Here is a 24,180-nt window from a genome sequence, read left to right on the forward strand (position 1 = left end):
TTTTACTTAGCACTATCATGTTCCATTAAAACTTTCATAAGTACCGGTACCGTAATATCAAGCTGTGATACAGCCATTCCAAAACAAACCTTTCCATCATTTACAAACTTCTCAATTTCTTCTTTCTTTGGAGTTCCACCATTCTTACAGACTGTACAACACTTATTATAACCAACAAGTCCAATCAAAATAGAAATTGCGGAACCTCCACCGCTTTCACATGCTCCGATGTAATAATCTACCTCTCCTTTCTTAATCATGGATGCAGCCTTCATATCATTAGTAATAATAGTCTGTGCATCTGGGCAGCATTTTAAAATTTCCTGCTCCATTTCATTTTTTTGCATTCCTCCAATTGCAATCCTCATTTTTCTTTCCTCCTTTATTTTTTTTATGAAAAAAGATTACATAAGTGAACTACAAGATACTCTTTCTCTGTCTCTGGAAATTCAACTTCGATAATATCATAAATCTTTTCAGCAACTTCATCTGCTTTCTCATATGCCTCTTCCTTCCGCAATTCTTCCAGCACTGCTTCCTCCAAAGGATTTTCCACATCACCATTCAGTATTCTCTGAATTGCCATTGCAATATGCGTTGTAAACATCGCCATCTTTTCTTCATCCATAGGACTACCGCATTCTGTAATCAACTCAACAATCTTTTTTGCCTGCTCAGAAACAAAGGGTGTAATCAACCCAGCCTGCTCAAGGATATCAAGTCTCTCATACAAATTCTCCATTCTTTTCATCTCCTTCTAATGTTCATTTTTTTGTACATTCATTTAAAATATATAGAAACAGATTTTTCAATCTATTTCAGTTTTTTATAATATACATTTTTTTGTATATTGGGCGTAAAAAATATAATTCCTAGTAATATGGATGTTTTTTTCCTTTGCATACATCTGATAAAATTTCTAATGTTTTACTAACACTGATATTTTTTTCAAGTATTTTTTTTAGATACTTATTGTTTTTACGTATAACCATAACTGCTGTTGAAAATTTTTCATTATACTCAGATTCTGTTAAAAAAACAACTTTCAAGTCATCTAAACAATGATTCTCTAATACATCGTCATAATTCCATACGCCAGCATCAATATTACCGTCTAAAAGGGCAGTGATTGTCTGTTGTGTACGCATATTTACCAGCTCTACTTTTTTTCCTTTTACTATATTGGTTGTCAGACAGCTTTGGTCTAGTGATTCACTGTCATATGCCACACGCATGCCCTCTGTAATTCCGTTCTTACCGTGATCCCGTAAGAGTAAAACATGTTTTGACAGATAACTGCCCACCCCAAAATTAAACACAGCCTCTATTTCCCGGCCACACTGAATTTCATGTTCCACTGCAAACTGCGAACCAATTGCAAAGTGATAAGCTCCTGATTCTACCAATTCAATTCTTCCAATTGCACCTCTTACATATGCCATATTAAACCTTAAATCTTTAAGCTGTTCATACATAGCAGTTGCCATTCCTTCATAAATCAACGAATACGGCAATGGCATGATTCCCATAAGTCCCTGTGTCAGACAGCATTCCTGCAGTTTTTCATAATCAATCTTTTCTATAAAAGTTCCCAGATGTCCACATGATACCAGTTCCACTGCCCTAACTTCTTTCAGATAACAAATTGCATTCTGAATAGTTCCTCTGGAAACCTGAAATTCTTCCTGATAGCGAGAAATCGATTGGATGCGTTCACCCACATTTTTTGAAAGCAGACTCAGTGCTAATTCGCGAATTGTAACACCTATTTTCTGATAAAGAACCTTTTCCCCATCTACCTTCATAAATATCTCCCGCATCGTTCAAAATTTTATATATTCAAATACTACACTTTCTACTACATTTTGTCAAGTTTTTTATGCAAATATAATAAAGCGGTTGTAGTTAATCTGAAACACTCCCCGTCAAATAGACAATAGAACTGCATAAAAATATCCAGCTATTCTTTCATTTTCTGGCTCATTGATGGTGTCTTTCAATGAACCCACCTAAAATAAGCGACTCGCGATATATTGGCTAATCTACATAATTCTAATATTGAATAATTATGTGGTTCGTTTACTTCCTTTATTGCCTGGTATATATATTTATGAAGTAATCGGCTCAGCCCCCTCTTTTATTTTGTTGAATTTTTTATGATGTCTCCATTTCAGCCCTTTGTCGTTTTGCTTTTTATCATGATAATTTTTTCTCCTGTTCCAGAATCTTTTAGTTCTTCAAGACTATTCTTAAATTTAGATATAGAAAATGCTCCCTCCTAAGTAGTAAGTGATTTTATTATTTCACTTATCTACCCAGAAGGGAGCATATCTATCTACTGTTAATTTAAATTCATCTCTTATTTTCCGCTCGGAAGATATGGGCGCAGGCATCCTGCCATCTGTGAGATTGGCATGGACTGTAAGAATACACGACCCGGTCCGGTTACTACGGTATTGAATACTCCCTCTCCACCAAACATGATATTTTTAAGGCCAGGTACGGTCTGTATGTCGATAGAACAGGAAGAATCCATTGCTGCAAGATATCCTGTGTCTACGATAATTGACTGGCCAGGCTGAAGCATATACTCTTTGATATAGCCGTCAAATTCAACAAATGCCATTCCCTGTCCAGAAAGCCTCTGCATAATAAATCCTTCTCCGCCAAAGAAACCAGCTCCTACTCTCTTCTGGAAAAATACGGACAATTCTACTCCTGAAGTAGATGCTAAAAATGCTGACTTCTGACATACAATATCTGACCCTGGCTGAATCTCAAATGCTCGGATACATCCTGGAAAACTGGATGCAAATGCAATGGTTCCCTGACCATTCATTGCAGTGTATGTATTTAAAAACATACTCTCTCCACTAACCATTCTTCCAAACATTTTTCCAATTCCGCCGCCAACCGTATTCATCTGCATATTCGGAGACATCCAGGACATTGCTCCCTTTTCGGTAATCATCATTTCGCCTGACTCTAATTCACAGACTACAACCGGCATTGGTTCGCCTTCAATATTAAATCTCATTTCTAAACCCTCCTGCTGATTTGCATAACATTTTCATGAACCTTTTTCATTATAACAATATAGGAGTGGTCTGCCAATATATTCTATCAATTTTTTATCCGTTTTCTGCATCCAAAATAAATAGCTCCTATGCCACTGCACAGTGCCAGTAAAAACCAGATGCCAACCGGAGTCATGTCTCCTGTTTTCACGGTTGCGGTCTGTGATGTGTTTCCTGCGGTGGTATTTCCTGTTGTACTACTTCCTGCAGTACCGCTTCCTGCTGTGCTGCTTCCTGCTGCACCATTTCCTGTTGTTCCGCTTCCCGGCGTTGTTGTACCTGATGAAGTTCCGGCTTCAAATACCAGTGCATATGCCGAAAATTTATCAGTTGCAAAGGTTATGGTTCCACTTGCTGCATCATACGTTGCAGGAAGTTTTTCATAGACACCATCATGCTCTCGAATCACATAATAAGTTCCCTGCTGGTTCTTCATCTCATCTTTTACCTGAAGGGTTACATTTAATTTCGCATTTAAATCGGTCAACTGGGTTTCCCATGCATCGTTGGAATTTCCTTTGTTTACGACCTGGAATAAATCCATGGAAAGATAGCTTTGAATCTCTCCATTTCCTGCCTGTGCCTGCATGCCACTCTGTATCTGATTCAGTTCTGTTCCACTGATATCTGCAATGTTTAACTGAAGATTTCCGGAACCAATAATGTTTTCTGCATTCCCAAGGGTTGCACCATCTACTTTTGTACTTGCCGTATTTACTTTATCCTCTGACTTTTTAAATAATGCACTCAGATGCAAATCTGTTGCAGGCATATCCAATACAAAGGTACTTACCTGTGAATCTACTGCTGTCAGCTTTCCACCATTTAAAGATGCGCTTAATAACTGATAACCATAATCCGGTGTAAACTTAATGGTTACTTTGGTGCCTGCTTTAAATTCGGCATAGCCAAAGTCTCCATCCAGTCTTGTGGATGCATCTGCTATATTTCCACCTGCCAGTTCTGCTGCATTTACCACAGTTCCATCCTCTAACTGTGCACTGATTATTTCCACGCTTCCATGTTCAATAACGCAGTCATTTCCAAATCCATGCTGTTCTGCTACTGTAAGGGATGGTGTCCATACGATATTATAATTACGGCTGCTGTTCGTAGTCAGTGCCACTTCAATCTGATAAGAATCTGCCGGAGCCACTTCAAATTCCAGATTGTCTGTCGTTCCACCTAATGGAATTGCTGTTCCATTTACCATAATGGATGCAAATGCATAACCAAAATCTGCTGCAATTGCCACTCTGTGTTGCTGCGTCTTATCTCCGGCAAAGCTGCCCAATATATTCGTTCCCATTCCGGAACCAATCCTCATGCCATCTATCTGTAAGTCTCCAATTGCTCCTCCCACTGCAGTTGCTGTAACTGCAATTGTTTCTCCGGATGCCGGACCCGTTGTGGAACCACCGCCTCCGGATGCTGCAGTACGAAATTCCAGAATCAGTTCCACCTGCTCTGAGGCACTTACAGAAAATGCCTGTCCTCCCTCTGATGTAAGTATATTCTTGTCAAGGCTTGCATCCTGTGCACCATTTTTATTCACCTGACAGTGATTGATTATTGTATCCGTTCCACATACTACTTTAAAATGTACCGTATGATCAAGACTGTCATCCGGTCTGTTTATTTCTATTGGTGTATCATTATATGCAGTCTGGTTTACTTCTGTCCATTCAGCCGCCGTATCCCATTTATAATACACGGTTCCGGTCGCTGTGCTGTCCTGTCTTGCAATTCTGACCACTGCTTTCTGTCCATCAGCTTTTACAATCATGCCGGCACTTCCCATAAATAATGAAAATACCATAAAAAAGCTTAACAACCAGGAAATTTTCTTTCGCATCTTCATATTTTTTCTCCTTTACTTTCTTCTATAAACTGCCACTTCCACCGCACACATTGCAGGCTCCGCTGCCACCACAGCTTTCGCAGGTGACCGGCTTCGTTCCTCCGCCACATATGGTACATGCATATACATGTGCTCCCATACAGTTCGGAAAATCACAAATTCCTTCATGCTTCATACTGTTTCCGTTTGCATCACAGTATATGCAGGTCTCTGTCAATGCCCCATGACATCTCGGGCAGGATACACTATACCCACTTCCCCGATAGCCATCACCTTTACATTCCTGACATTTTCCGGTTCCGCCACAGGCAGTACATGGATTTTGCGGCACTGCATTCTCACTTTCATGATCAGCCACCTGCAGCTCTGCCTCAATTTTTTCTTCTGCAATAACCTCCTGTGCAGCTTCCTTTATCTTTTCACAGACAGCTTCTGTATTTTCTTCCTCTGTATCATCCGTATTGTTAATTGTTTCTGCCTGTTCCATTTCTTCTACCGGAACGATCTCCTCTGTAGAAGCAAACTCAACTTTTGCCTTTCCGCAGCCTCCCAGTACCACCAGCACGAGCAGACAAAGCAATCCTCTAATGGATTTTTTTCTCACGTTTTTCCTCCTTCCTTTTCTGTCCTTTTACTATATGAATATACGCTTTTCCCACCTGTTTTGATAAGTTTACATTTGTCTCATGTTAGGGATTTTCCACAATTTATGGCTGTTTCCAGCTATAATAAAACTGAAGAAGCCCAATTCTCGACTTCGTCTCTGTCTTTTCATTTAAAGAGGCCATATAACGGTACAATGCTGCTCTTGAAATATATAGCTGCTCTGCTATTACCTGCGCACTTTCATCAGAAGAAAGCAATAACCTTAACACATCCTGCTCCCTGTTTGTAAGTGCATAATTCTTCACAAACGCCTGAAATTTATCCTCCAAAAATTTTTCACGTTCTTTTTCCAACATTTTCGCCATATTTTCTTCCTGTATATCCATACGAAACTGTACCATATACAAATATACCAGCATACTGATAACTGCAAATAAAATCAATGCTATGATGCTGATGCGCATTCCATCCCCGGTCTCTATCAGCATCAGGGAAATAGTTCCTGTAATCCCGACACAGATATTATTTGTTGCCCTTCCAAGTCCAGCCCATAACTCCGGTACTTTCATATAATAGGAAAGGTCCATAAAACTGGTGGTAAAATATACCACAAAGAAGCCTGCGGACAAATAGAACACAATAAGACCTGCCATAAATGGTCCGCCCCAGACTATTATCACTACACACATTGTTGAAAGCAGTGTCACACAGTACATCATAATCTGCATAAATCTATGCTCTTTTATATCAAAAAGTACTCCTGCCAACAGTCCGCTTACCGCAAGCAATAATCTCGGCCACTGACCAATATCTACACTTCCACCTGCATGTACTAAAGTTACTGCATTGTCCAGACTGGAAAAAATGCATGTCATCAGAACCACTATCGAAATCAAAAGCAATGCCGCAAGCATCGGATGCCGGAGGCTTCGCCTGTTATTCTTCCGGATATCAGTATCTGAATCTGACCCTGAATCCTCTGCTCCTACTACCCCCCGGCTGCATTCCAGACTCAGTCTGCGAACCAGCAATACCATTGCCGCCAGAAAAACGGAAAGTGCAACAGACTCTACAGTGCTGTTATGTATCAGATTATTGCTGATAAACTGAAGCAGTAATCCAAATGCATATCCAAATCCAACGGTTTGTGCAAGTCCTTTTTCTGTCGAAAGGCTTACCACAGCATAATAATGTACAGCACTTCCAATCATGCCATATAAAATATAAAGCAGGAATCCGGATAAAAGCATACTTCGATAGGACAAATGCTCCTGAATTACGAAAATGCAGATGATTCCTGCTATCGGCAATAAATATAAACCTATCTCCCGCATCTTCTGGTTAAAATAACGGTTAATGCATGGGAATAACAGGAATCCTATTACGCTGATTCCCAGCACATAGTTCTGTGCCCTTACTACTCCTGCGGAATCTGTTGCATAGCGTATCATATTGTCAAACAGATACTCCGAGCCTAAAAATATATAATTGAAAATAGCCAGCACTGCTATGATTCGAATTCTTTCTGGTTTCATAAATTGTCTCATCGTCTGTTCCCTGCTCCATTCTTTTGTCTTAATTTCATTATATACAATTGTCTCTTTCCATCAAGTTGACAAATGTCTCATTTCCTGTAAACAAGCAAAAAAAGAGCCAGGACACGAATGTCCTGACTCTTTTTTGATTCATATAAAACGATGTTAATTATACTAACTCGATAAGAACTTCTAAAGCTCCGTCACCTTTACGCTGACCAATCTTTACGATTCTTGTGTAACCACCGTTACGATCTGCATACTTAGGTGCGATTTCGTCGAATAATTTTGCAACTAAATCAACTTTCTTTGTATTTTTCTTCTTTCCAGCTGCTTCTGTAGGAACTTCAGTTACAGGATAAAGAACTTTTAACATCTCTCTTCTTGCATGAAGACGGGAAGGATTATCCTTCTTGATTGTTTTTTCAACTTCGTCATATACAGTAACTTTCTTACCATCTACAACTTCTTTTACTCTCTTGCCGTCTTTGTCTTTTCTTGCAACTTTAGCTTTTACAGTAACTTCTTCGAAGTTATCTTTCTCACGAACTGCCATTGCAATAAGGCCTTCTGCAATTTTACGGATTTCTTTTGCTTTTGCTTCTGTGGTAACAATTTTACCATTGTTTAATAATGCTGTTACCTGATTTCTCAGTAATGCTTTTCTCTGGGAAGATGTTCTTCCTAATTTTCTATACTTTGCCATTTTTATTCCTCCATTTGTGGTACATCCGGCCATGCTCATCGGACTTACTTACCGAATGCTTGTTTTGTGCCACTCATGAATCAACATCACCACGCTCGTCGGACTTACTGGTGCTGCTGCACTGAGTTATCTTAAACCTCGTCGCCCTGATTGAGCTGAAGGCCTAATTCTTTTAATTTTGCTAATACTTCTTCCAAAGACTTACGTCCAAGGTTACGAACTTTCATCATATCTTCCGGTGTACGGTTTGTAAGTTCTTCAACAGTATTGATACCTGCTCTCTTCAAGCAGTTGTAAGAACGTACGGATAACTCCAGTTCGTCAATGTTCATCTCAAGAACTTTTTCCTTCGCATTGTCTTCTTTCTCAATCATGACTTCTGCTGTCTTAGCATTCTCGGAAAGGTCAATGAAAAGACTTAAGTGCTCGCTTAATACCTTTGCAGCTAAGCTGACTGCTTCATCTGGAGCAAGTGTTCCATTGGTATATACATCAAGTGTCAGTTTATCGTAATCGGTAATCTGACCCACACGGGTATTCTGAATGGATAAGTTCACACGCTCTACCGGTGTATAGATAGAATCTACTGCGATTACACCAATTGGTAAATCTGCATCTTTATTCTTATCTGCGCTGACATAACCTCTACCTTTGGTAATGGTTAATTCCATGTATAATTTGGAATCAGCACCGCCGTTTAAGTGTGCAATTACTAAATCCGGATTCATGATCTGAATATCCTGATCTACCTGAATATCTGCTGCTGTAACAACGCCTTCACCACTGAACTCAATGTAAGCTACCTTAGGCTCATCATCAGCACTGTTATTACGGATTGCAAGCTCTTTGATGTTCATAATGATTTCAGTAACATCTTCCTTTACGCCAGGAATAGAACTGAACTCATGAAGTACACCATCGATTTTAACCTGACTTACTGCTGCACCTGGCAGGGATGACAACATGATTCTTCTTAAAGAATTACCAAGTGTTGTACCATATCCTCTTTCCAAAGGTTCGCATACGAATCTTCCATATCTTTTGTCTTCAGAAATTTCAGCAATTTCAATTGTTGGTTTTTGAAAATCGAACACTACAAAGCCCCTCCTTCTTTCGGGTAATTTGTTTCTTCTTTCAGCCCGCTAGTTTATGATTATTTAGAATACAACTCGACGATAAGCATCTCGTCTACTGGTACATCAATCATTTCTCTGGAAGGTAACTCTTTTACGGTTCCCTGCATTTTCTCTGCATCAACATCAAGCCATTCCGGAACTAATCTGCCGCCAGCTACTTCTACGACATCTTTCATTCTCTGGGAATTTTTACGGCTCTCTTTGATTTCGATTACATCGCCAGCTTTTACCAGGTAAGAAGGAATGTTAACTAACTTTCCGTTAACTGTAACGAATTTGTGGTCAACGATCTGTCTTGCTTCTCTTCTGGTTCTTGCAAATCCAAGACGGAAGATAACATTATCAAGACGGCTCTCTAAGATAGTCATCAGGTTTGTACCTGTCATACCTTTCATCTGGTCTGCTTTATCATAATAGTTACGGAATGGTTTCTCTAATACTCCGTAAATGAATTTTGCTTTCTGTTTTTCGCGAAGCTGAAGGCCATACTCAGATACCTTCTTGTTCGCTCTCTTTAATTCTCTGTTAGATTTTTTATCATATCCCAAATAACTTGGCTCTAAACCAAGAGATCTGCATCTTTTCAGAACAGGAACTTTATTTACTGCCATTTTAGATATCCCTCCTAATTATACTCTACGACGTTTTGGTGGACGACATCCATTATGAGGAACTGGAGTTACGTCACGAATAGAAAGAACTTCAAGTCCGGCTGCCTGAAGGGCACGGATTGCTGCTTCTCTTCCTGATCCTGGTCCTTTAACCATAACATCAACTGTTTTTAATCCATGTATAAGAGCTGCTTTTGTAGCAGTTTCTGCTGCCATCTGTGCAGCATATGGAGTAGATTTCTTTGAACCTCTAAATCCAAGACCACCGGCACTTGCCCATGATAATGCATTACCTTCAGCATCTGTTAATGTAACGATGGTGTTATTGAAGGATGCCTGAATATGTGCCTGTCCATGTTCAACGTTTTTTCTTACACGCTTTTTTGTCACTTTTTTTGTAACTTTAGCCATATCTAAACTAACCTACTTTCTTAAATTTAAAATTATAAAGTTGCCAAGAATTATTTCTTCTTGTTTGCAACAGTTCTCTTAGGACCTTTTCTTGTTCTTGCATTGGTCTTTGTTTTCTGACCACGAACTGGAAGTCCTTTTCTATGACGGATTCCACGATAGCATCCGATTTCCTGTAATCTCTTGATATCAAGAGCTGTCTGACGTCTTAAGTCACCTTCTACAACCTGAGTCTCATCGATTACTGCACTAATTCTTTTTACCTCGTCGTCAGTTAAGTCTCTGCAACGGGTATCAGGATTAACGTTTGCCTCAGCAAGGATACGGTCAGCACTAACTCTGCCGATTCCATAGATATAAGTCAAACCAATCTCAACACGTTTTTCTCTTGGTAAATCTACACCTGCAATACGAGCCATGTGTGTTTACACCTCCATATAGATTTCTTTGTTAATAGTAAGGAATTCCAAAGACCCATGCAGCTGCGGTTTCCCGCCCTGAAATGTGTGCATACACCTTTTTCTTCCTATAGTAATGATTGCTTAGCAATCCCAGCCACAATCTGCTGCATCCTCTCGGTATGTAAGGACTGCGCAACAGACCACGCGCGTTCGCGTTATATTATGAACAGCACATTCTCATGCGCTGCAGCCGCACATAATTTTTCAAACAAAGTGGAAATTAACCCTGTCTCTGTTTGTGCTTAGGGTTTTCACAGATGATTCTGATGCTTCCCTTTCTTTTGATAACTTTGCACTTCTCGCAAATAGGTTTAACTGATGATCTTACCTTCACAGCATAATCCTCCTTTCTACTTGCCTGCGCCCCGGAAAACCTGTTTCCATGGGTATTTCTCTTTTCTTTCTGCTAAACAGCATAATATGCCCTTGTTTTCACAAAAGCGTCCATTTAGCATTTTAGCATAGAGAATCCGAAAAATCAACTACTTTTCTCGAATTTTCTCCTTATTTATCTCTCCAGATAATTCTGCCCTTTGTCAGATCATATGGAGACATCTCAATCGTAACCTTATCACCTGGTAAGATACGAATGAAATTCATTCTTAATTTGCCGCTGATATGCGCCAGTACCTGATGGCCATTCTCAAGCTGCACCTGAAACATTGCGTTTGGAAGCTTTTCCAAAATTGTTCCTTCTACTTCAATCACATCTGCCTTTGACATTTTCTTTCCTCCTGCTAAATCAATCTTTTCTGGTTAATATATATTGCTCATAAGCCTTAATCAGCTTTGCTGCTTTTGCATTTTCTGTAAGCCCCGGTTTATTTACTGCTTCTAAGACTTCCTGCGGAAGCTTTTTTACAAGCTGTACATGTTTGTAGCTTTTCTTTCTCGGCCGGTCACAGGTTCTTGTGGTTCCATTTACAAGATAGACGAATTTTTCATCCTGTGACTGCACTACATAGTACTGATTCCGGTCGTGACCTGCCTTTACTCTTGCCAGATACATTCTCTTTCCTCCTCTGTCAATGTAAGGATTTCCGGTCTTCCTTCTGTAATCAAAATGGTGTTTTCATAATGTGCAGATAAGGAACCATCGTAGGTTACTACTGTCCATTCATCATCCATCCATTCCACATCCGGGCTTCCGGCATTTATCATCGGCTCAACTGCCAATGTCATTCCTGCCTTCAGCTTCAGTCCTCTTCTCCACTGACGGAAATTAGGAATCTCCGGTTCCTCATGAAGATGGGTTCCAATGCCATGCCCTACCAGATCATATACAACTCCGTAGCCGTAGCTTTCTGCATAATCTCCGATTGCTCCTGAGATTTCATAAAGCCTTCTTCCGGCTCTTGCATACTGCATTCCCTGGAAAAAGCTTTCCCGGGTTCTTTCTATTAAAAGAGCAGCCTCTTTACTGATTTCACCAACTCCATGGGTTCTTGCCGCATCGGAATGATATCCCTTATAGATAAGACCGGTATCAAGGCTTACGATATCGCCTTCCTTAATAATATGGTCTTTTCTTGGAATTCCATGAACAACTTCGTCGTTGACCGATACACAGACGGATGCCGGATAGCCCTGATAATTCAGGAAATTCGGTTCGCAGCCAAGGCTGCGGATGGTCTCTTCTCCGATTTTATCAATCTCCCATGTGCTGATTCCAGGTTTGATTGCACGTTCCAGTTCCTGATGTACTTTAGCAAGATACTTTCCTGCCTGACGCATCAGCTCTATTTCTTCTGCTGATTTAATCGTAACCGACATTATTTACGCTCCTAAGATTGTAACGATGGCTTTGAATACTTCATCCATCGGCTGTGTTCCGTCTACAGATTTTAAAATTCCCTGATTCTTATAATAATCAATCAATGGCTGTGTCTGCTCATGATATACTTTTAATCTCTTCTGAACTGTCTCTGGCTTATCATCTTCACGCAATACGATTTCGCTGCCACAACGGTCACAGATTCCTTCTACCTTTGGTGGAATGGAAATAAGATGATAGGTTGCTCCACAATTTAAGCAGGCTCTTCTGCCGCTCATACGATTTACGATATTTTCGTCTGGAACATCTACATCAATTGCATAGTCCATCTTCTCGTTTATTTTACCAAGTGCTGCATCCAATGCTTCTGCCTGAGGAATGGTTCTTGGAAAACCGTCCAGTACGAAGCCGTTCTTGCAGTCATCCTGCTGTATTCTGTCCATTACCAGATCACAGGTTAATTCATCCGGAACTAAAGCTCCCTGGTCCATATACTGTTTTGCTTTCTTGCCTAATTCTGTTCCGTTTTTGATATTTGCACGGAAAATATCTCCTGTTGAGATGTGTGGAATAGAATATTTATCTGCAATCTGTTTTGCCTGTGTACCTTTACCAGCACCCGGCGCTCCTAACATAATAATTTTCATATAAAGAAAACCTCCTGTTTACCTTCTTCTTTGCAAGCTAATCTGCTTTTTCTTCTATAAACAACTTTAGTGCACCACAGGAGACGCTGCATTTGCAGCACCCCCTTCTGGTACACATTAGTCATTCAAAAATCCTTTATAGTAACGAACTAACATCTGGGATTCGATCTGTTTAATTGTCTCGATAACAACACCTACGATAATGATGATAGATGTTCCACCGAAAGATACGTTTGCTTTAAATACTCCATTGAAGAAGATTGGAATAACTGCAACAATGGATAAGCCTGCCGCACCGATAAAGACAATGTAATTTAAAATCCGATTCAGATAATCGCTGGTTGGTTTTCCAGGTCTGATACCCGGGATAAATCCACCCTGTCTCTTCATGTTGTTCGCAATCTCCAGCGGATTGAATGTAATGGATGTATAGAAGTATGCAAATGCAATAATCAATACAAGATATACAGCCAAACCAATGCTGTAGATTGGCTCCTGTGGGTTGCACCAGTTAGACTGGGATAATCCCTTTAAAATCTTACTGCCAATTCCTGTTCCATTGCCCTTTCCTAAGAGAGACGCAATAACAACCGGGAACTGCATTAAAGACTGTGCGAAAATAACCGGGATAACTCCACCGGTATTTACTTTCAGAGGAATATGCGTAGACTGACCGCCTACTTGTTTTCTTCCCTGAATTTTCTTCGAATATTGTACCGGAATCTTTCTCTGAGCTGCCTGAAGGACAACGACAAAGACAACGGTTACTAAAATGATTGCTGCGATAATTACTACTGCAAGAACTGCTTTTGCAGGAATCTTTCCTTTTACAAACTGCTCATACAGTGTTCCAAAATCGCTAGGAATTCGTGAAATAATGTTGATTACAAGTACGATAGAAATACCGTTTCCAACACCCTTTTCCGTAATTCTCTCACCAATCCACATAAGTACTGCAGAACCTGCTGTCAAGGTTACAATTACCTGAAGAACCGTAAGCCATCCTTTATCGGTCAGATAACCGCTTCTGGAGAATCCGATTGCCATTGCAATTGCTTCGATTAAAGCCAGAGCAACAGTCACATAACGTGTAATCTCTGCAATTTTCTTTCTTCCTTCTTCGCCGTCACGCTGCATCTCTTCCAGTTTTGGAATTGCAATCGTCAACAGCTGCATGATGATGGAAGATGTGATATATGGTGTGATATTCAATGCAAAGACGGACATCTGTAAGAATGAACCGCCTGTTACTGCATCGAAAAAGTTAAACGCATCACTACTCTGATTAGCAAACCAGTCTGCAAACACATTCCGGTCAACACCCGGAATCGGTAACTGTGAACCGATTCGGATGATAATCAGCATAAAAAAGGTAAATAAAATTCTATTTCTAATATCTTTTACTTTAAATGCGTTACGAACTGTATCAAACATTAGATCACCTCAGCTTTTCCACCAAGAGCCTCGATTTTTTCTTTTGCGCTTGCGCTGAATGCATTAGCCTGAACTGTGAGCTTCTTAGTAAGTTCGCCGTTTCCAAGGATCTTAACTCCATCTCTTGGATTCTTTACGATACCTTTTTCCAGTAAAGTTTCAACAGATACTACTGCATCGTTGTCAAATACTTCAAGAGCAGATACATTGATTCCAACGATAGTCTTGGAATTAATACATTTGAAACCTCTCTTCGGTAATCTTCTGTATAAAGGCATCTGGCCACCTTCAAAGCCTGGTCTTGGAGCTCCGGAACGAGCTTTCTGTCCCTTGTGTCCTTTACCAGCGGTCTTACCGTTTCCTGAACCGTGACCACGGCCTCTTCTGAAATTATCACTATGCTTAGAACCTAATGCCGGCTGTAAATTGGATAAATCCATTTCTGGCACCTCCTTATCTCTATAATTAGATTTCTTCTACTTTCACTAAATGTCTTACCTGCTGAATCATTCCTCTAACAGCTTTGTTATCCGGACGTTCAACTGATGCGCCAATTTTCTTAAGACCTAATGCTTCTACTGTCTTTTTATTCTTTGGCACTGCACCGATAGTAGATTTTACGAGTGTAATTTTTAAATTTGCCATTTCTTATTCCTCCTTAACCTACTACTTCTTCTACAGATAATCCACGAAGTTTTGCAACTTCTTCCGGGGATTTCAGTTTGCTTAAAGCATCGATAGTAGCAAGTACTACGTTCTGCTTATTGTTGGAACCAAGAGATTTTGTACGAATATTCTCGATTCCTGCCAGCTCACATACGTTACGAGCCGGACCGCCTGCGATAACACCGGTACCTTCTGGAGCTCTCTTTAATAAAACAGATGCACCAGTATGTTTTCCGCTGATATCATGAGTAATACTATTGTTCTCATCTAATTTTACAGTGATAAGTTTTTTCATAGCATCTTCTTTTCCTTTGCGGATTGCTTCAGGAATTTCAGTTGCTTTTCCAAGTCCTGCGCCCACATGACCATTGCCGTCACCAACAACAACAAGAGCTGTGAAACGCATGTTACGTCCACCTTTTACAACTTTCGTAACGCGCTTGATTGATACCACTTTTTCTGTTAATTCTAATTGACTAGCATCAATAATTGTACGTTTCATGTACTGTTTTCCTCCTTATTAGAATTCTAATCCAGCTTCTCTTGCTGCGTCAGCTAATGCTTTTACTTTTCCGGAATATATGAAACCGCCTCTATCAAAGACAACTGTTGTAATACCTTTTTCTAATGCTTTCTTTGCAATTGCAGTACCAACCTGTGCTGCTGCATCAACGTTATTAGTCTTCTCGCAAGCTGCTTTTACATCTTTATCCATTGTAGATGCTGCTACGAGGGTATTGCCAACTGTATCGTCAATAATCTGAGCGTACATATGATTATTACTTCTAAACACAGCTAAACGTGGTCTCTCTGCTGTTCCAGCCAGGCGATTACGCAGTCTTCTATGTTTATTTTCACGAGCTGCTGTTCTTGATTCTTTATTAACCATCTCTCGTCACTCCTTTAATTATTTCTTACCAGTTTTACCAACTTTACGTCTAATAACTTCATCAGCATATTTGATACCTTTTCCTTTGTAAGGTTCAGGTCTTCTCTTATCTCTGATTTCAGCTGCGTACTGGCCAACTTTTTCTTTATCGATACCTTTGATGATAATCTTGTTACCATCTACTGTAGACTCTAATCCTTCTGGATCTTCCATCTCTACCGGATGAGAATATCCAAGGTTTAATGTAAGTTTCTTTCCTGCTTTAGATGCTCTGTAACCTACACCATTTACTTCAAGTTCTTTGGTAAATCCATCTGTTACACCAACAACCATGTTGTGAATCAGTGTTCTTGTTAATCCGTGTAAGGATTTCATTTTCTTCAAATCATTTGGTCTTGTAACGGTTACTTCAGAACCTTCTACTTTGATTTCCATCTCGGATGGTAATACTCTGCTTAATGTTCCTTTTGGACCCTTTACAGTCACCTGATTATTTTCTGCTAATTCCACAGTAACACCTGCTGGAATTGCGATTGGCATTCTTCCAATTCGTGACATGCCCGTACCTCCTGTATAATTTGTGGTTTATTGTTACCTGCGCTATGCCTTAAGAATATACTCTTAAGGTAGTTCTGCTCGCTAACTTCGCGCTGCACCCCAAAGGGCTTGCGCTCAGTAATCTCACAGAACGGCTTTCACACTAGCCTCACTCTTCGCCTGCGGCTCGATTTCATCAAGTGTTCAATGCCTACCAAACAAATGCTAATACTTCGCCACCAACCTGAAGCTTTCTAGCCTCTTTGTCAGTGATGATTCCCTGGTTTGTGGAAAGAATTGCGATTCCAAGTCCACCAAGTACCTTAGGAAGATTATCTTTACCAGCGTATACACGAAGTCCTGGTTTAGAAATTCTCTTCAGTCCGGTAATAATCTTTTCATTCTTATCTGCACCATATTTTAAGGTTACACGAATGGTCTTAAAGATTCCATCTTCAATGATGTCATATTTTGCAATGTATCCTTCTCTTACTAAAATGTCTGCGATTGCCACTTTGATTTTAGAAGCCGGGATATCAACTGTATCATGTTTTGCAGTGTTTGCATTACGGATTCTTGTAAGCATATCTGCAATTGGATCACTTGTCATTGTCATGATGTGTCTGCCTCCTATTATTCTTCTCTTTCTTTGTTGTAGATGTTCTCCGTCAAGTTCGACCTACACCACAAGGGCTTCGGTCTCACTCAATTTAAGAGAATGGCTTTACAGCCTACCAGCTTGCTTTCTTTACGCCCGGAATCTGACCTTTGTAAGCCAGTTCACGGAAGCAAACTCTACAGATTCCATATTTTCTTAAATATGCATGTGGACGACCACAGATTCTGCAACGATTGTATTCTCTAGAAGAGAATTTCTGTTTACGCTGCTGTTTTACTTTCATAGAAGTCTTTGCCATTTAAATTCCCTCCTGTCTTATTTAGCGAATGGCATATTGAATAATGTCAATAATTCGCGTGCTTCTTCGTCTGTCTTTGCAGTTGTTACGAAAATAATATCCATTCCTCTTACTTTATCAACCTTATCGAATTCAATTTCAGGGAAAATGATCTGCTCTTTGATACCAAGAGCGTAGTTACCTCTACCGTCGAAAGCGTTCGGATTAACTCCTCTGAAGTCACGTACTCGTGGTAAAGCTAAGTTTACCAGACGGTCTACGAACTCATACATCTTCTCGCCTCTTAAAGTAACTTTACATCCGATCGGCATTCCTTCTCTTAACTTGAAGTTAGCGATGGAATTCTTTGCCTTTGTAGTAACTGGTTTCTGACCGGAAATTGTTTCCATATCTTTCATAGCTGACTCTAAGATTTTAGCGTTTTCTTTTGCTTCACCAACACCCATGTTGATAACAATCTTAGAAAGCTTTGGTACTTCCATAATGTTTTTATAGCCGAACTTTTTGGTCATTGCATCAATGATCTCGTTCTGGTACTGATCTTTAAGTCTACTCAACTTGCTGCTCCTCCTCTCTTACGATTAATCGATTACATCACCTGTAGATTTTGCATAACGTACTTTCTTATCTCCATCCATTTTGAAACCTACACGGGTAGCTTTTCCTTTGTGAAGATACATTACGTTAGAAGCATCAATAGGTCCTTCCTGATGGATGATTCCACCCTGCTGGTTAGCCATGCTTGGTTTTGCATGTTTTGTTACCATATTGATACCTTCAACAAGTAAAGTATTGTTTTTCTTATTTACAGCAATTACTTTGCCTTCTTTGTCTTTGTCTTTTCCAGCGATTACCTTTACAGTATCACCTTTTTTAATTTTCAAGCTTGCCATTTTCGGGTACCTCCTACAATACTTCCGGAGCCAGAGAAACAATTTTCATAAACTGTTTTTCACGAAGCTCTCTTGCTACTGGTCCAAAAATACGAGTTCCTCTTGGGGTTTTATCATCTTTGATAATAACTGCAGCGTTTTCATCGAATTTGATATAAGAGCCATCTTTACGACGAGCACCTTTTACTGTACGAACAACGACTGCCTTTACAACGTCACCTTTTTTAACAACGCCGCCTGGTGTTGCATCTTTAACAGTAGCTGTAATTACATCACCAATATTTGCATATCTTCTGGTTGAACCGCCCATAACACGGATGCACAGCAATTCTTTTGCTCCAGTGTTATCAGCAACCTTAAGTCTGGTTTCCTGTTGTACCATGCCGGTAGCCTCCTTCTATTATTTTGCTCTTTCCATAATCTCTACAAGTCTCCATCTCTTATCTTTAGAGAGTGGTCTTGTTTCCATTACTCTGACGGTATCACCGATTTTACACTCGTTGTTCTCATCATGAGCTTTTAATTTGTATGTCTTCTTTACGATCTTGTTATATAATGCATGTCTTACGTTATCTTTAACAGCAACAACAATGGTCTTATCCATTTTATCACTTACAACAACGCCTACACGTGTTTTTCTAAGATTTCTTTCTTCCACGACGAATCTCCTTTCATTTATGATTGCCTGTTTGCCTGCTTAAGCAGGTATGATTCTTTTGAAATTATTCAGCAACTTTTTCTTTCTGAGTAATAACGGTCTGGATTCTGGCAATATTCTTTCTAACTTCTTTGATTCTGCTCGTGTTATCCAGCTGATTTGTTGCGTTCTGGAATCTCAAATTGAAAAGTTCTTTTTTAGCTTCAACCAACTGCATTTTTAAATCAGCAGCGGACTGTGTGTTTAATTCTTCTAAATATTTACTAGTTTTCATTTGATTCACCGCCTTCTAAGTCTGCACGAGAAACCACTTTGCATTTACAAGGTAATTTGTGTGTAGCAAGACGTAATGCCTCTTTTGCAACCTCATCAGATACATCAGAGATTTCAAATAATACACGTCCTGGTTTTACTACAGCTACCCAGTACTCTAAAGTTCCTTTTCCGGAACCCATACGGGTTTCTGCTGGTTTTGCAGTTACTGGTTTGTCTGGGAAAATTTTAATCCAGACACGGCCACCACGCTTAATATATCTTGTCATAGCAATACGGGCTGCCTCAATCTGATTAGAACGAATCCAGCATGGTTCAAGTGCTACGATACCGTAGGAACCATTTGTAATTTTATTTCCTCTCATCGCTTTTCCGGCCATAGAACCACGGAACTGTTTACGATGTTTTACTCTCTTAGGCATTAACATTACTGAACTCCTCCTTCCTTATTTCCTTTTGTAGGAAGTACTTCTCCTTTATAAATCCAAACTTTAACACCAACTTTACCGTATGTGGTGTCTGCTTCAGCAAATCCATACTCGATATCTGCTCTTAATGTCTGAAGTGGAATAGTTCCTTCTGAATAAAACTCGGTACGAGCCATATCAGCTCCGCCAAGACGTCCGGATACGGATGCCTTAATACCCTTTGCTCCAGCTTTCATACATCTTCCCATACAGGATTTCATTGCTCTACGGAAGGAAACACGGTTCTCTAACTGAAGTGCAATGTTCTCAGCTACTAACTGAGCATCTTTGTCTGGTCTCTTTACTTCTTTGATATCTACAACAAGTTTCTTGTCTGTAAATTTCTGTAATTCAGCTTTTACTTTCTCGATTTCAGCTCCGCCTTTACCGATTACAACGCCCGGCTTAGCTGTGTAAAGGATAACCTTTACTCTGTCGGATGCTCTTTCGATTTCAATCTTAGAAACACCTGCAGCATATAATTTCTTTTTCAGAAATGTTCTGATGTTATAGTCTTCTACTAAGAAATCAGCAAAATCAGATTCTGCGTACCACTTGGAATCCCAGTCTTTGATAACGCCGACTCTTAAGCCATGAGGATTAACCTTCTGTCCCATGTTTGCCCTCCTATCTTTCATTCAGCACAATTGTTAAGTGGCTTGTTCTCTTCTCGATTCTGTAAGCTCTACCCTGTGCTCTTGGTCTGATTCTCTTCATTGTTGGTCCTTTGTTTGCGTAGCACTCCTCAACATAAAGGTTTTCTGTGCTCATTCCGTTATTGTTCTCTGCATTTGCAATAGCAGATTTTAATAACTTCTCTATTACGCTTGATGCGTATCTTGGATTGTAAGTTACAATCGCAAGTGCTGTCTCAACATCTTTACCGCGGATAGCATCTAATACGAAACAAGCTTTCTGAACTGACATTCTTGCATAAGACAACTTTGCGGAAGGTCTAGTATCTTTTACTGCATTTCTTTCTCTCTTAATCTGACTTCTATGTCCTTTTGCCATGAGTGAAACCTCCTTTCAAAATTCTATTTATCTAACGCCTGATTTCTTCTCGTCTTTTCCATGGCCTCTGTAAGTTCTTGTTGCTACGAACTCACCGAGTTTGTGTCCAACCATATCCTCTGTGACATATACAGGAACATGTTTTCTTCCGTCATGAACAGCAATTGTATGTCCAACGAAGGATGGGAAAATTGTGGAACGACGTGACCATGTCTTGATAACTGATTTATCATTTGCTGCGTTCATAGCATCTACTTTTTTCAGTAAGCTTTCGTCTGCAAATGGTCCTTTTTTAAGTGATCTTGCCATTTTATTTCCTCCTATCTACTATTTAATAGCTCTGCCGTCTCTTCTTCTTACGATTAACTTGTTAGAAGCTTTTTTCTTCTTACGTGTCTTAAGTCCAAGAGCAGGTTTGCCCCAAGGTGTACATGGACCTGGACGTCCAACTGGTGCCTTACCTTCTCCACCACCGTGTGGATGGTCATTCGGGTTCATAACAGAACCGCGGACTGTCGGGCGGATACCCATGTGACGTTTACGTCCTGCTTTACCGATATTTACAAGGTTGTGGTCACCGTTACCGATTACACCAATGGATGCACGGCAGTTCAGAGGAACCATTCTCATTTCTCCTGAAGGAAGACGAAGTGTTGCGTATTTTCCTTCTTTAGCCATCAACTGTGCGCTGTTACCTGCAGAACGTACTAACTGTCCGCCCTTGCCAGCGTATAACTCAATGTTGTGTACCTGGGTACCTACCGGAATGTTCTCCAGTGGTAAGCAGTTTCCAACTCTTACTTCTGCTTCTGCTCCGTTCATAACAGTCATTCCGTCTGTTAATCCTTCTGGAGCAAGGATATATGCTTTCTCGCCATCTGCATAACTGATTAAAGCGATGTTAGCTGTTCTGTTTGGATCGTACTCGATTCCGATTACAGTTGCCGGGATACCATCTTTTCTTCTCTTGAAGTCGATGATTCTGTATTTTCTTCTGTTTCCACCACCCTGGTGTCTTACTGTAATTTTACCCTGATTGTTACGACCGGAGTTCTTCTTTAAAGAAGTTGTAAGGGATTTCTCAGGAGTCTTCTTTGTGATTTCAGAGAAATCAGATCCAGTCATATTTCTTCTGGAAGGTGTATATGGGTTATATGTCTTAATTCCCATTGTTTTTCTCCTTTCAATAAATAAGTTTATTATCGCACTTTTCTGTGCCTAGCTGAGTTTCCCGGATTTTACAGTCCGGAGAAAATCTCGATATCTGCACTATCTTCTGTTAACTGAACGATAGCTTTCTTTGTTTTCGCAGTTTTTCCAACTACAGCACCACGTCTTTTGTTCTTGCCTTCCTGGTTCATTGTGTTAACCTTGGCAACCTTAGCGCCTTCGAACATTTTCTCAACTGCTTCTTTGATCATGGTTTTGTTAGCTTCCGGATGTACTAAGAAAGTATATTTCTTTTCTCCCATAGCTGCCATACTCTTCTCAGTTACTACTGGTTTGAGGATTACATCATAATACTGTACGTTTGCCATTATGCATACACCTCCTCGATTTTTTCAACAGCAGCCTTTGTTGCTACTACTGTGTCATATTTCAATACATCAAATACGTTCATTTCGCTGGTCTGTGTTGTCTTAACAGTTGCAATGTTTGCAGCGGATTTGATTACGTTTGTATCCATATCGCCTAAAATAACTAATGCTTTGTCTGCTTTCAGATTGTTCATAACCTCTGCGAATTTCTTTGTTTTGATTTCGTCTAATTTCAGCTCATCAACAACGATGAATTTATTTTCCTGAACTTTAGATGTTAAAACAGATTTTAAAGCTGCTCTCTTTTCTTTCTTGTTTAATTTGAAAGAATAGTCTCTTGGTACTGGAGCGAATACTGTACCACCGCCAGTCCACTGTGGAGATCTTGTTGAACCCTGTCTTGCATGACCAGTTCCTTTCTGTCTCCAAGGTTTTCTTCCGCCACCGGATACTTCAGAACGTGTCTTAGCTTTCTGAGTTCCCTGACGATTGTTAGCTAACTGCTGAACTACTGCCATGTGTACCAGATGTTCGTTAATTTCTACACCGAATACAGCATCGTTTAAGTCCATATTGCCAACTTCTTTGCCTTCCATATTATAAACAGATACTTTAGCCATCTGTGTGTTCCTCCTTTCTTAAATGCACTATTTTGCTGCTTTTACTGATTCTTTGATTGTTACTAAAGCTTTCTTAGGTCCTGGAACAGCACCTTTGATTAAAAGCAGGTTGTTCTCTGCGTCTACTCTTACAACTTCAAGGTTCTGAGTTGTAATCTTAACGCTTCCCATATGTCCCGGCATTCCTTTGCCCTTGAATACACGGCTAGGTGTAGAACAGGAACCATTGGAACCCTGATGACGATGGAATTTAGAACCGTGAGCCATAGGTCCTCTATGCTGACCAAGTCTCTTAATAGCGCCCTGGAATCCTTTACCTTTAGAAATTGCAGTTGCGTCTACATGATCGCCTTCTGCAAAGATATCTGCTTTGATTTCATCTGCAAGATTATAATCAGCTGCATTTTCAAGCTTGAACTCTCTTACAAATCTCTTTCCAGACACACCAGCTTTTTTGAAATGTCCCATTTCAGCTTTGTTTACGCCATGTCTGTTTCTGATTTCTTTCTTACCGTTGGCATCTTTGTTTACAACTTTTTCTTTCTTGTCAACAAAACCAACCTGTACTGCACTGTATCCGTCGTTTTCAACAGTTTTAATCTGTGTTACTACACAAGGACCAGCCTGTAATACAGTTACCGGCACTAATACGCCGTCTGCATTGAAGATTTGAGTCATTCCGACTTTTGTTGCTAAAATTGCTTTCTTCATTATCTTTCCTCCTGTTTTTTCTACAGCGGAACGGTTTCCCGTTCATCCTAGAAAGCCTTGCGGCCCCTCAGGATTTACTACTTGTTTTGACTTTATTTCATTTTGATATCGATGTAGACACCAGCCGGCATTTCTAATCTTGATAATGCATCAACTGTTTTCTGTGTCGGAGCAATGATATCAATCAGTCTCTTATGAGTTCTCTGCTCGAACTGTTCTCTGGAATCTTTGTACTTGTGTACTGCTCTAAGAATGGTAACTACCTCTTTCTTAGTTGGCAGCGGCACCGGTCCGCTCACCTGTGATCCATTTTTCTTTACAGTCTCGATGATTTTTTTTGCTGATGAATCTACTAATTCGTGATCATAAGCTTTCAATGTGATTCTCATTACTTGACTTGCCATAAAAAAAGTCGCCTCCTTTTCGCACTTTAATTCAGTACGACAAGCGGTGACTGTACACTTCTCCGTGTGTGTCATAAACTTTACACACGTTGTTTCTACCTCTGTAGACCATATTCGTGATACAGTGACTTGTCGCCAGTTTCCTAACTTGACATTCGCTCCACGGAAAACCTGCCACAGTGGGCAGCAACCTCACGCTTCTACGCTATCAATGTCACAGCAAGGATTAGTATACACGACAGGTTACGCTTTTGCAATACTTTTTTTAGAAAAATTGTATTTTTTTGTGTACAATCCATTTCCTATCTTTTTTACGGTATTTTTCACTTCTGCC

At 40.0% G+C, this 24,180-nt stretch carries 39 protein-coding genes; all 39 read right to left on the minus strand.

From position 1 onward, the window contains the following. Positions 1-2: 2 nt before the first annotated feature. Positions 3-368, minus strand: coding sequence for a DUF2620 family protein (locus DXB43_RS08740; RefSeq protein WP_117947373.1), 366 nt, complete (start codon positions 366-368; stop codon positions 3-5). Between the two features lie 23 nt (positions 369-391). Then, a complete protein-coding gene (locus DXB43_RS08745; RefSeq protein ID WP_158567208.1) occupies positions 392-742 on the minus strand; it encodes a PRD domain-containing protein in 351 nt (116 codons plus the stop codon). A 130-nt stretch (positions 743-872) separates the two neighbouring features. Beyond that, the gene (yhfZ, locus tag DXB43_RS08750; protein ID WP_117947375.1) at positions 873-1,805 is read right to left on the minus strand and encodes a GntR family transcriptional regulator YhfZ; all 933 of its coding nucleotides are present in this window, start codon (positions 1,803-1,805) and stop codon (positions 873-875) included. Between the two features lie 554 nt (positions 1,806-2,359). Then, positions 2,360-3,037 carry a TIGR00266 family protein gene (locus DXB43_RS08755; protein WP_117841524.1) on the minus strand — a complete coding sequence of 226 codons (678 nt, stop codon included), beginning with the start codon at positions 3,035-3,037 and terminating at the stop codon, positions 2,360-2,362. Positions 3,038-3,123: 86 nt separating this feature from the next. Then, entirely contained in the window at positions 3,124-4,938 is a 1,815-nt protein-coding gene (locus DXB43_RS08760; protein WP_117947376.1) for a hypothetical protein, read from the minus strand. 22 nt (positions 4,939-4,960) lie between these two features. After that, a complete protein-coding gene (locus DXB43_RS08765) occupies positions 4,961-5,542 on the minus strand; it encodes a hypothetical protein (RefSeq protein WP_117947377.1) in 582 nt (193 codons plus the stop codon). 103 nt (positions 5,543-5,645) lie between these two features. After that, on the minus strand, positions 5,646-7,079 hold the full coding sequence (locus DXB43_RS08770) for a helix-turn-helix transcriptional regulator (protein ID WP_158567209.1): 1,434 nt from the start codon (positions 7,077-7,079) through the stop codon (positions 5,646-5,648). Between the two features lie 169 nt (positions 7,080-7,248). Continuing rightward, positions 7,249-7,785: a bL17 family ribosomal protein gene (locus DXB43_RS08775; protein WP_022242762.1), complete on the minus strand. Its 537-nt coding sequence runs from the start codon at positions 7,783-7,785 to the stop codon at positions 7,249-7,251. Between the two features lie 131 nt (positions 7,786-7,916). Beyond that, entirely contained in the window at positions 7,917-8,879 is a 963-nt protein-coding gene (locus tag DXB43_RS08780) for a DNA-directed RNA polymerase subunit alpha (RefSeq protein ID WP_022242763.1), read from the minus strand. Between the two features lie 59 nt (positions 8,880-8,938). Continuing rightward, positions 8,939-9,532 (minus strand): 30S ribosomal protein S4, encoded by a 594-nt coding sequence (gene rpsD, locus DXB43_RS08785; protein ID WP_022242764.1) that lies wholly within the window; start codon positions 9,530-9,532, stop codon positions 8,939-8,941. 18 nt (positions 9,533-9,550) lie between these two features. Continuing rightward, positions 9,551-9,943, minus strand: coding sequence for a 30S ribosomal protein S11 (gene rpsK, locus DXB43_RS08790; protein WP_022242765.1), 393 nt, complete (start codon positions 9,941-9,943; stop codon positions 9,551-9,553). Positions 9,944-9,993: 50 nt separating this feature from the next. Further along, complete coding sequence (gene rpsM, locus DXB43_RS08795) at positions 9,994-10,362, minus strand: 30S ribosomal protein S13 (RefSeq protein ID WP_022242766.1); 369 nt, start codon at positions 10,360-10,362, stop codon at positions 9,994-9,996. Positions 10,363-10,624: 262 nt separating this feature from the next. After that, on the minus strand, positions 10,625-10,738 hold the full coding sequence (gene rpmJ, locus DXB43_RS08800; RefSeq protein ID WP_003022746.1) for a 50S ribosomal protein L36: 114 nt from the start codon (positions 10,736-10,738) through the stop codon (positions 10,625-10,627). A 170-nt stretch (positions 10,739-10,908) separates the two neighbouring features. Further along, positions 10,909-11,127 (minus strand): translation initiation factor IF-1, encoded by a 219-nt coding sequence (gene infA / locus DXB43_RS08805; protein ID WP_022242767.1) that lies wholly within the window; start codon positions 11,125-11,127, stop codon positions 10,909-10,911. 19 nt (positions 11,128-11,146) lie between these two features. Further along, positions 11,147-11,413 carry a KOW domain-containing RNA-binding protein gene (locus DXB43_RS08810; protein ID WP_022242768.1) on the minus strand — a complete coding sequence of 89 codons (267 nt, stop codon included), beginning with the start codon at positions 11,411-11,413 and terminating at the stop codon, positions 11,147-11,149. Beyond that, on the minus strand, positions 11,395-12,177 hold the full coding sequence (gene map, locus DXB43_RS08815; protein ID WP_022242769.1) for a type I methionyl aminopeptidase: 783 nt from the start codon (positions 12,175-12,177) through the stop codon (positions 11,395-11,397). The genes DXB43_RS08810 and map overlap by 19 nt, the downstream gene beginning before the upstream one ends. Before the next feature lie 3 nt (positions 12,178-12,180). Next, a complete protein-coding gene (locus tag DXB43_RS08820) occupies positions 12,181-12,825 on the minus strand; it encodes an adenylate kinase (RefSeq protein WP_022242770.1) in 645 nt (214 codons plus the stop codon). 117 nt (positions 12,826-12,942) lie between these two features. Continuing rightward, entirely contained in the window at positions 12,943-14,259 is a 1,317-nt protein-coding gene (secY, locus tag DXB43_RS08825) for a preprotein translocase subunit SecY (protein WP_117698352.1), read from the minus strand. Continuing rightward, entirely contained in the window at positions 14,259-14,699 is a 441-nt protein-coding gene (gene rplO, locus DXB43_RS08830; RefSeq protein WP_022242772.1) for a 50S ribosomal protein L15, read from the minus strand. Before rplO ends, secY begins: the two co-directional genes overlap by 1 nt. 25 nt (positions 14,700-14,724) lie before the next feature. Then, a complete protein-coding gene (rpmD, locus tag DXB43_RS08835) occupies positions 14,725-14,904 on the minus strand; it encodes a 50S ribosomal protein L30 (RefSeq protein WP_022242773.1) in 180 nt (59 codons plus the stop codon). Positions 14,905-14,917: 13 nt separating this feature from the next. Further along, the gene (gene rpsE / locus DXB43_RS08840; protein WP_022242774.1) at positions 14,918-15,427 is read right to left on the minus strand and encodes a 30S ribosomal protein S5; all 510 of its coding nucleotides are present in this window, start codon (positions 15,425-15,427) and stop codon (positions 14,918-14,920) included. Positions 15,428-15,445: 18 nt separating this feature from the next. After that, positions 15,446-15,814 carry a 50S ribosomal protein L18 gene (gene rplR, locus DXB43_RS08845; RefSeq protein ID WP_117698351.1) on the minus strand — a complete coding sequence of 123 codons (369 nt, stop codon included), beginning with the start codon at positions 15,812-15,814 and terminating at the stop codon, positions 15,446-15,448. Between the two features lie 18 nt (positions 15,815-15,832). After that, positions 15,833-16,372 carry a 50S ribosomal protein L6 gene (gene rplF / locus DXB43_RS08850; protein ID WP_022242776.1) on the minus strand — a complete coding sequence of 180 codons (540 nt, stop codon included), beginning with the start codon at positions 16,370-16,372 and terminating at the stop codon, positions 15,833-15,835. Positions 16,373-16,562: 190 nt separating this feature from the next. Next, entirely contained in the window at positions 16,563-16,967 is a 405-nt protein-coding gene (gene rpsH, locus DXB43_RS08855; protein WP_117698350.1) for a 30S ribosomal protein S8, read from the minus strand. 115 nt (positions 16,968-17,082) lie between these two features. Further along, positions 17,083-17,268: a type Z 30S ribosomal protein S14 gene (locus tag DXB43_RS08860; protein ID WP_022242778.1), complete on the minus strand. Its 186-nt coding sequence runs from the start codon at positions 17,266-17,268 to the stop codon at positions 17,083-17,085. 17 nt (positions 17,269-17,285) lie between these two features. Beyond that, complete coding sequence (gene rplE, locus DXB43_RS08865; protein ID WP_022242779.1) at positions 17,286-17,825, minus strand: 50S ribosomal protein L5; 540 nt, start codon at positions 17,823-17,825, stop codon at positions 17,286-17,288. Between the two features lie 24 nt (positions 17,826-17,849). Next, the gene (gene rplX, locus DXB43_RS08870; RefSeq protein ID WP_022242780.1) at positions 17,850-18,161 is read right to left on the minus strand and encodes a 50S ribosomal protein L24; all 312 of its coding nucleotides are present in this window, start codon (positions 18,159-18,161) and stop codon (positions 17,850-17,852) included. Between the two features lie 13 nt (positions 18,162-18,174). Beyond that, positions 18,175-18,543, minus strand: a complete 369-nt coding sequence (gene rplN / locus DXB43_RS08875) for a 50S ribosomal protein L14 (protein ID WP_022242781.1) — start codon at positions 18,541-18,543, stop codon at positions 18,175-18,177. Between the two features lie 18 nt (positions 18,544-18,561). Further along, positions 18,562-18,819, minus strand: a complete 258-nt coding sequence (rpsQ, locus tag DXB43_RS08880; RefSeq protein ID WP_022242782.1) for a 30S ribosomal protein S17 — start codon at positions 18,817-18,819, stop codon at positions 18,562-18,564. A gap of 64 nt (positions 18,820-18,883) precedes the next feature. Further along, on the minus strand, positions 18,884-19,093 hold the full coding sequence (rpmC, locus tag DXB43_RS08885) for a 50S ribosomal protein L29 (protein WP_022242783.1): 210 nt from the start codon (positions 19,091-19,093) through the stop codon (positions 18,884-18,886). Then, positions 19,083-19,520 (minus strand): 50S ribosomal protein L16, encoded by a 438-nt coding sequence (rplP, locus tag DXB43_RS08890; RefSeq protein WP_022242784.1) that lies wholly within the window; start codon positions 19,518-19,520, stop codon positions 19,083-19,085. Before rplP ends, rpmC begins: the two co-directional genes overlap by 11 nt. Next, the gene (gene rpsC / locus DXB43_RS08895) at positions 19,520-20,176 is read right to left on the minus strand and encodes a 30S ribosomal protein S3 (RefSeq protein WP_117698349.1); all 657 of its coding nucleotides are present in this window, start codon (positions 20,174-20,176) and stop codon (positions 19,520-19,522) included. Before rpsC ends, rplP begins: the two co-directional genes overlap by 1 nt. A 10-nt stretch (positions 20,177-20,186) precedes the next feature. Next, complete coding sequence (gene rplV, locus DXB43_RS08900) at positions 20,187-20,573, minus strand: 50S ribosomal protein L22 (protein ID WP_022242786.1); 387 nt, start codon at positions 20,571-20,573, stop codon at positions 20,187-20,189. Between the two features lie 27 nt (positions 20,574-20,600). Continuing rightward, positions 20,601-20,882, minus strand: a complete 282-nt coding sequence (gene rpsS / locus DXB43_RS08905; protein WP_022242787.1) for a 30S ribosomal protein S19 — start codon at positions 20,880-20,882, stop codon at positions 20,601-20,603. Between the two features lie 18 nt (positions 20,883-20,900). Then, positions 20,901-21,743 (minus strand): 50S ribosomal protein L2, encoded by an 843-nt coding sequence (rplB, locus tag DXB43_RS08910; RefSeq protein WP_022242788.1) that lies wholly within the window; start codon positions 21,741-21,743, stop codon positions 20,901-20,903. Positions 21,744-21,811: 68 nt separating this feature from the next. Then, positions 21,812-22,111 carry a 50S ribosomal protein L23 gene (rplW, locus tag DXB43_RS08915; RefSeq protein WP_022242789.1) on the minus strand — a complete coding sequence of 100 codons (300 nt, stop codon included), beginning with the start codon at positions 22,109-22,111 and terminating at the stop codon, positions 21,812-21,814. Then, positions 22,111-22,731: a 50S ribosomal protein L4 gene (gene rplD, locus DXB43_RS08920; RefSeq protein ID WP_022242790.1), complete on the minus strand. Its 621-nt coding sequence runs from the start codon at positions 22,729-22,731 to the stop codon at positions 22,111-22,113. The genes rplW and rplD overlap by 1 nt, the downstream gene beginning before the upstream one ends. Positions 22,732-22,758: 27 nt before the next feature. Beyond that, positions 22,759-23,442 (minus strand): 50S ribosomal protein L3, encoded by a 684-nt coding sequence (rplC, locus tag DXB43_RS08925; RefSeq protein ID WP_022242791.1) that lies wholly within the window; start codon positions 23,440-23,442, stop codon positions 22,759-22,761. A 92-nt stretch (positions 23,443-23,534) separates the two neighbouring features. Further along, positions 23,535-23,846, minus strand: coding sequence for a 30S ribosomal protein S10 (gene rpsJ, locus DXB43_RS08930; RefSeq protein ID WP_117698348.1), 312 nt, complete (start codon positions 23,844-23,846; stop codon positions 23,535-23,537). Between the last annotated feature and the right edge of the window lie 334 nt (positions 23,847-24,180).

This window comes from Roseburia sp. OM04-10BH, from assembly GCF_003462605.1.
Classification (GTDB): domain Bacteria; phylum Bacillota; class Clostridia; order Lachnospirales; family Lachnospiraceae; genus Roseburia_C; species Roseburia_C amylophila.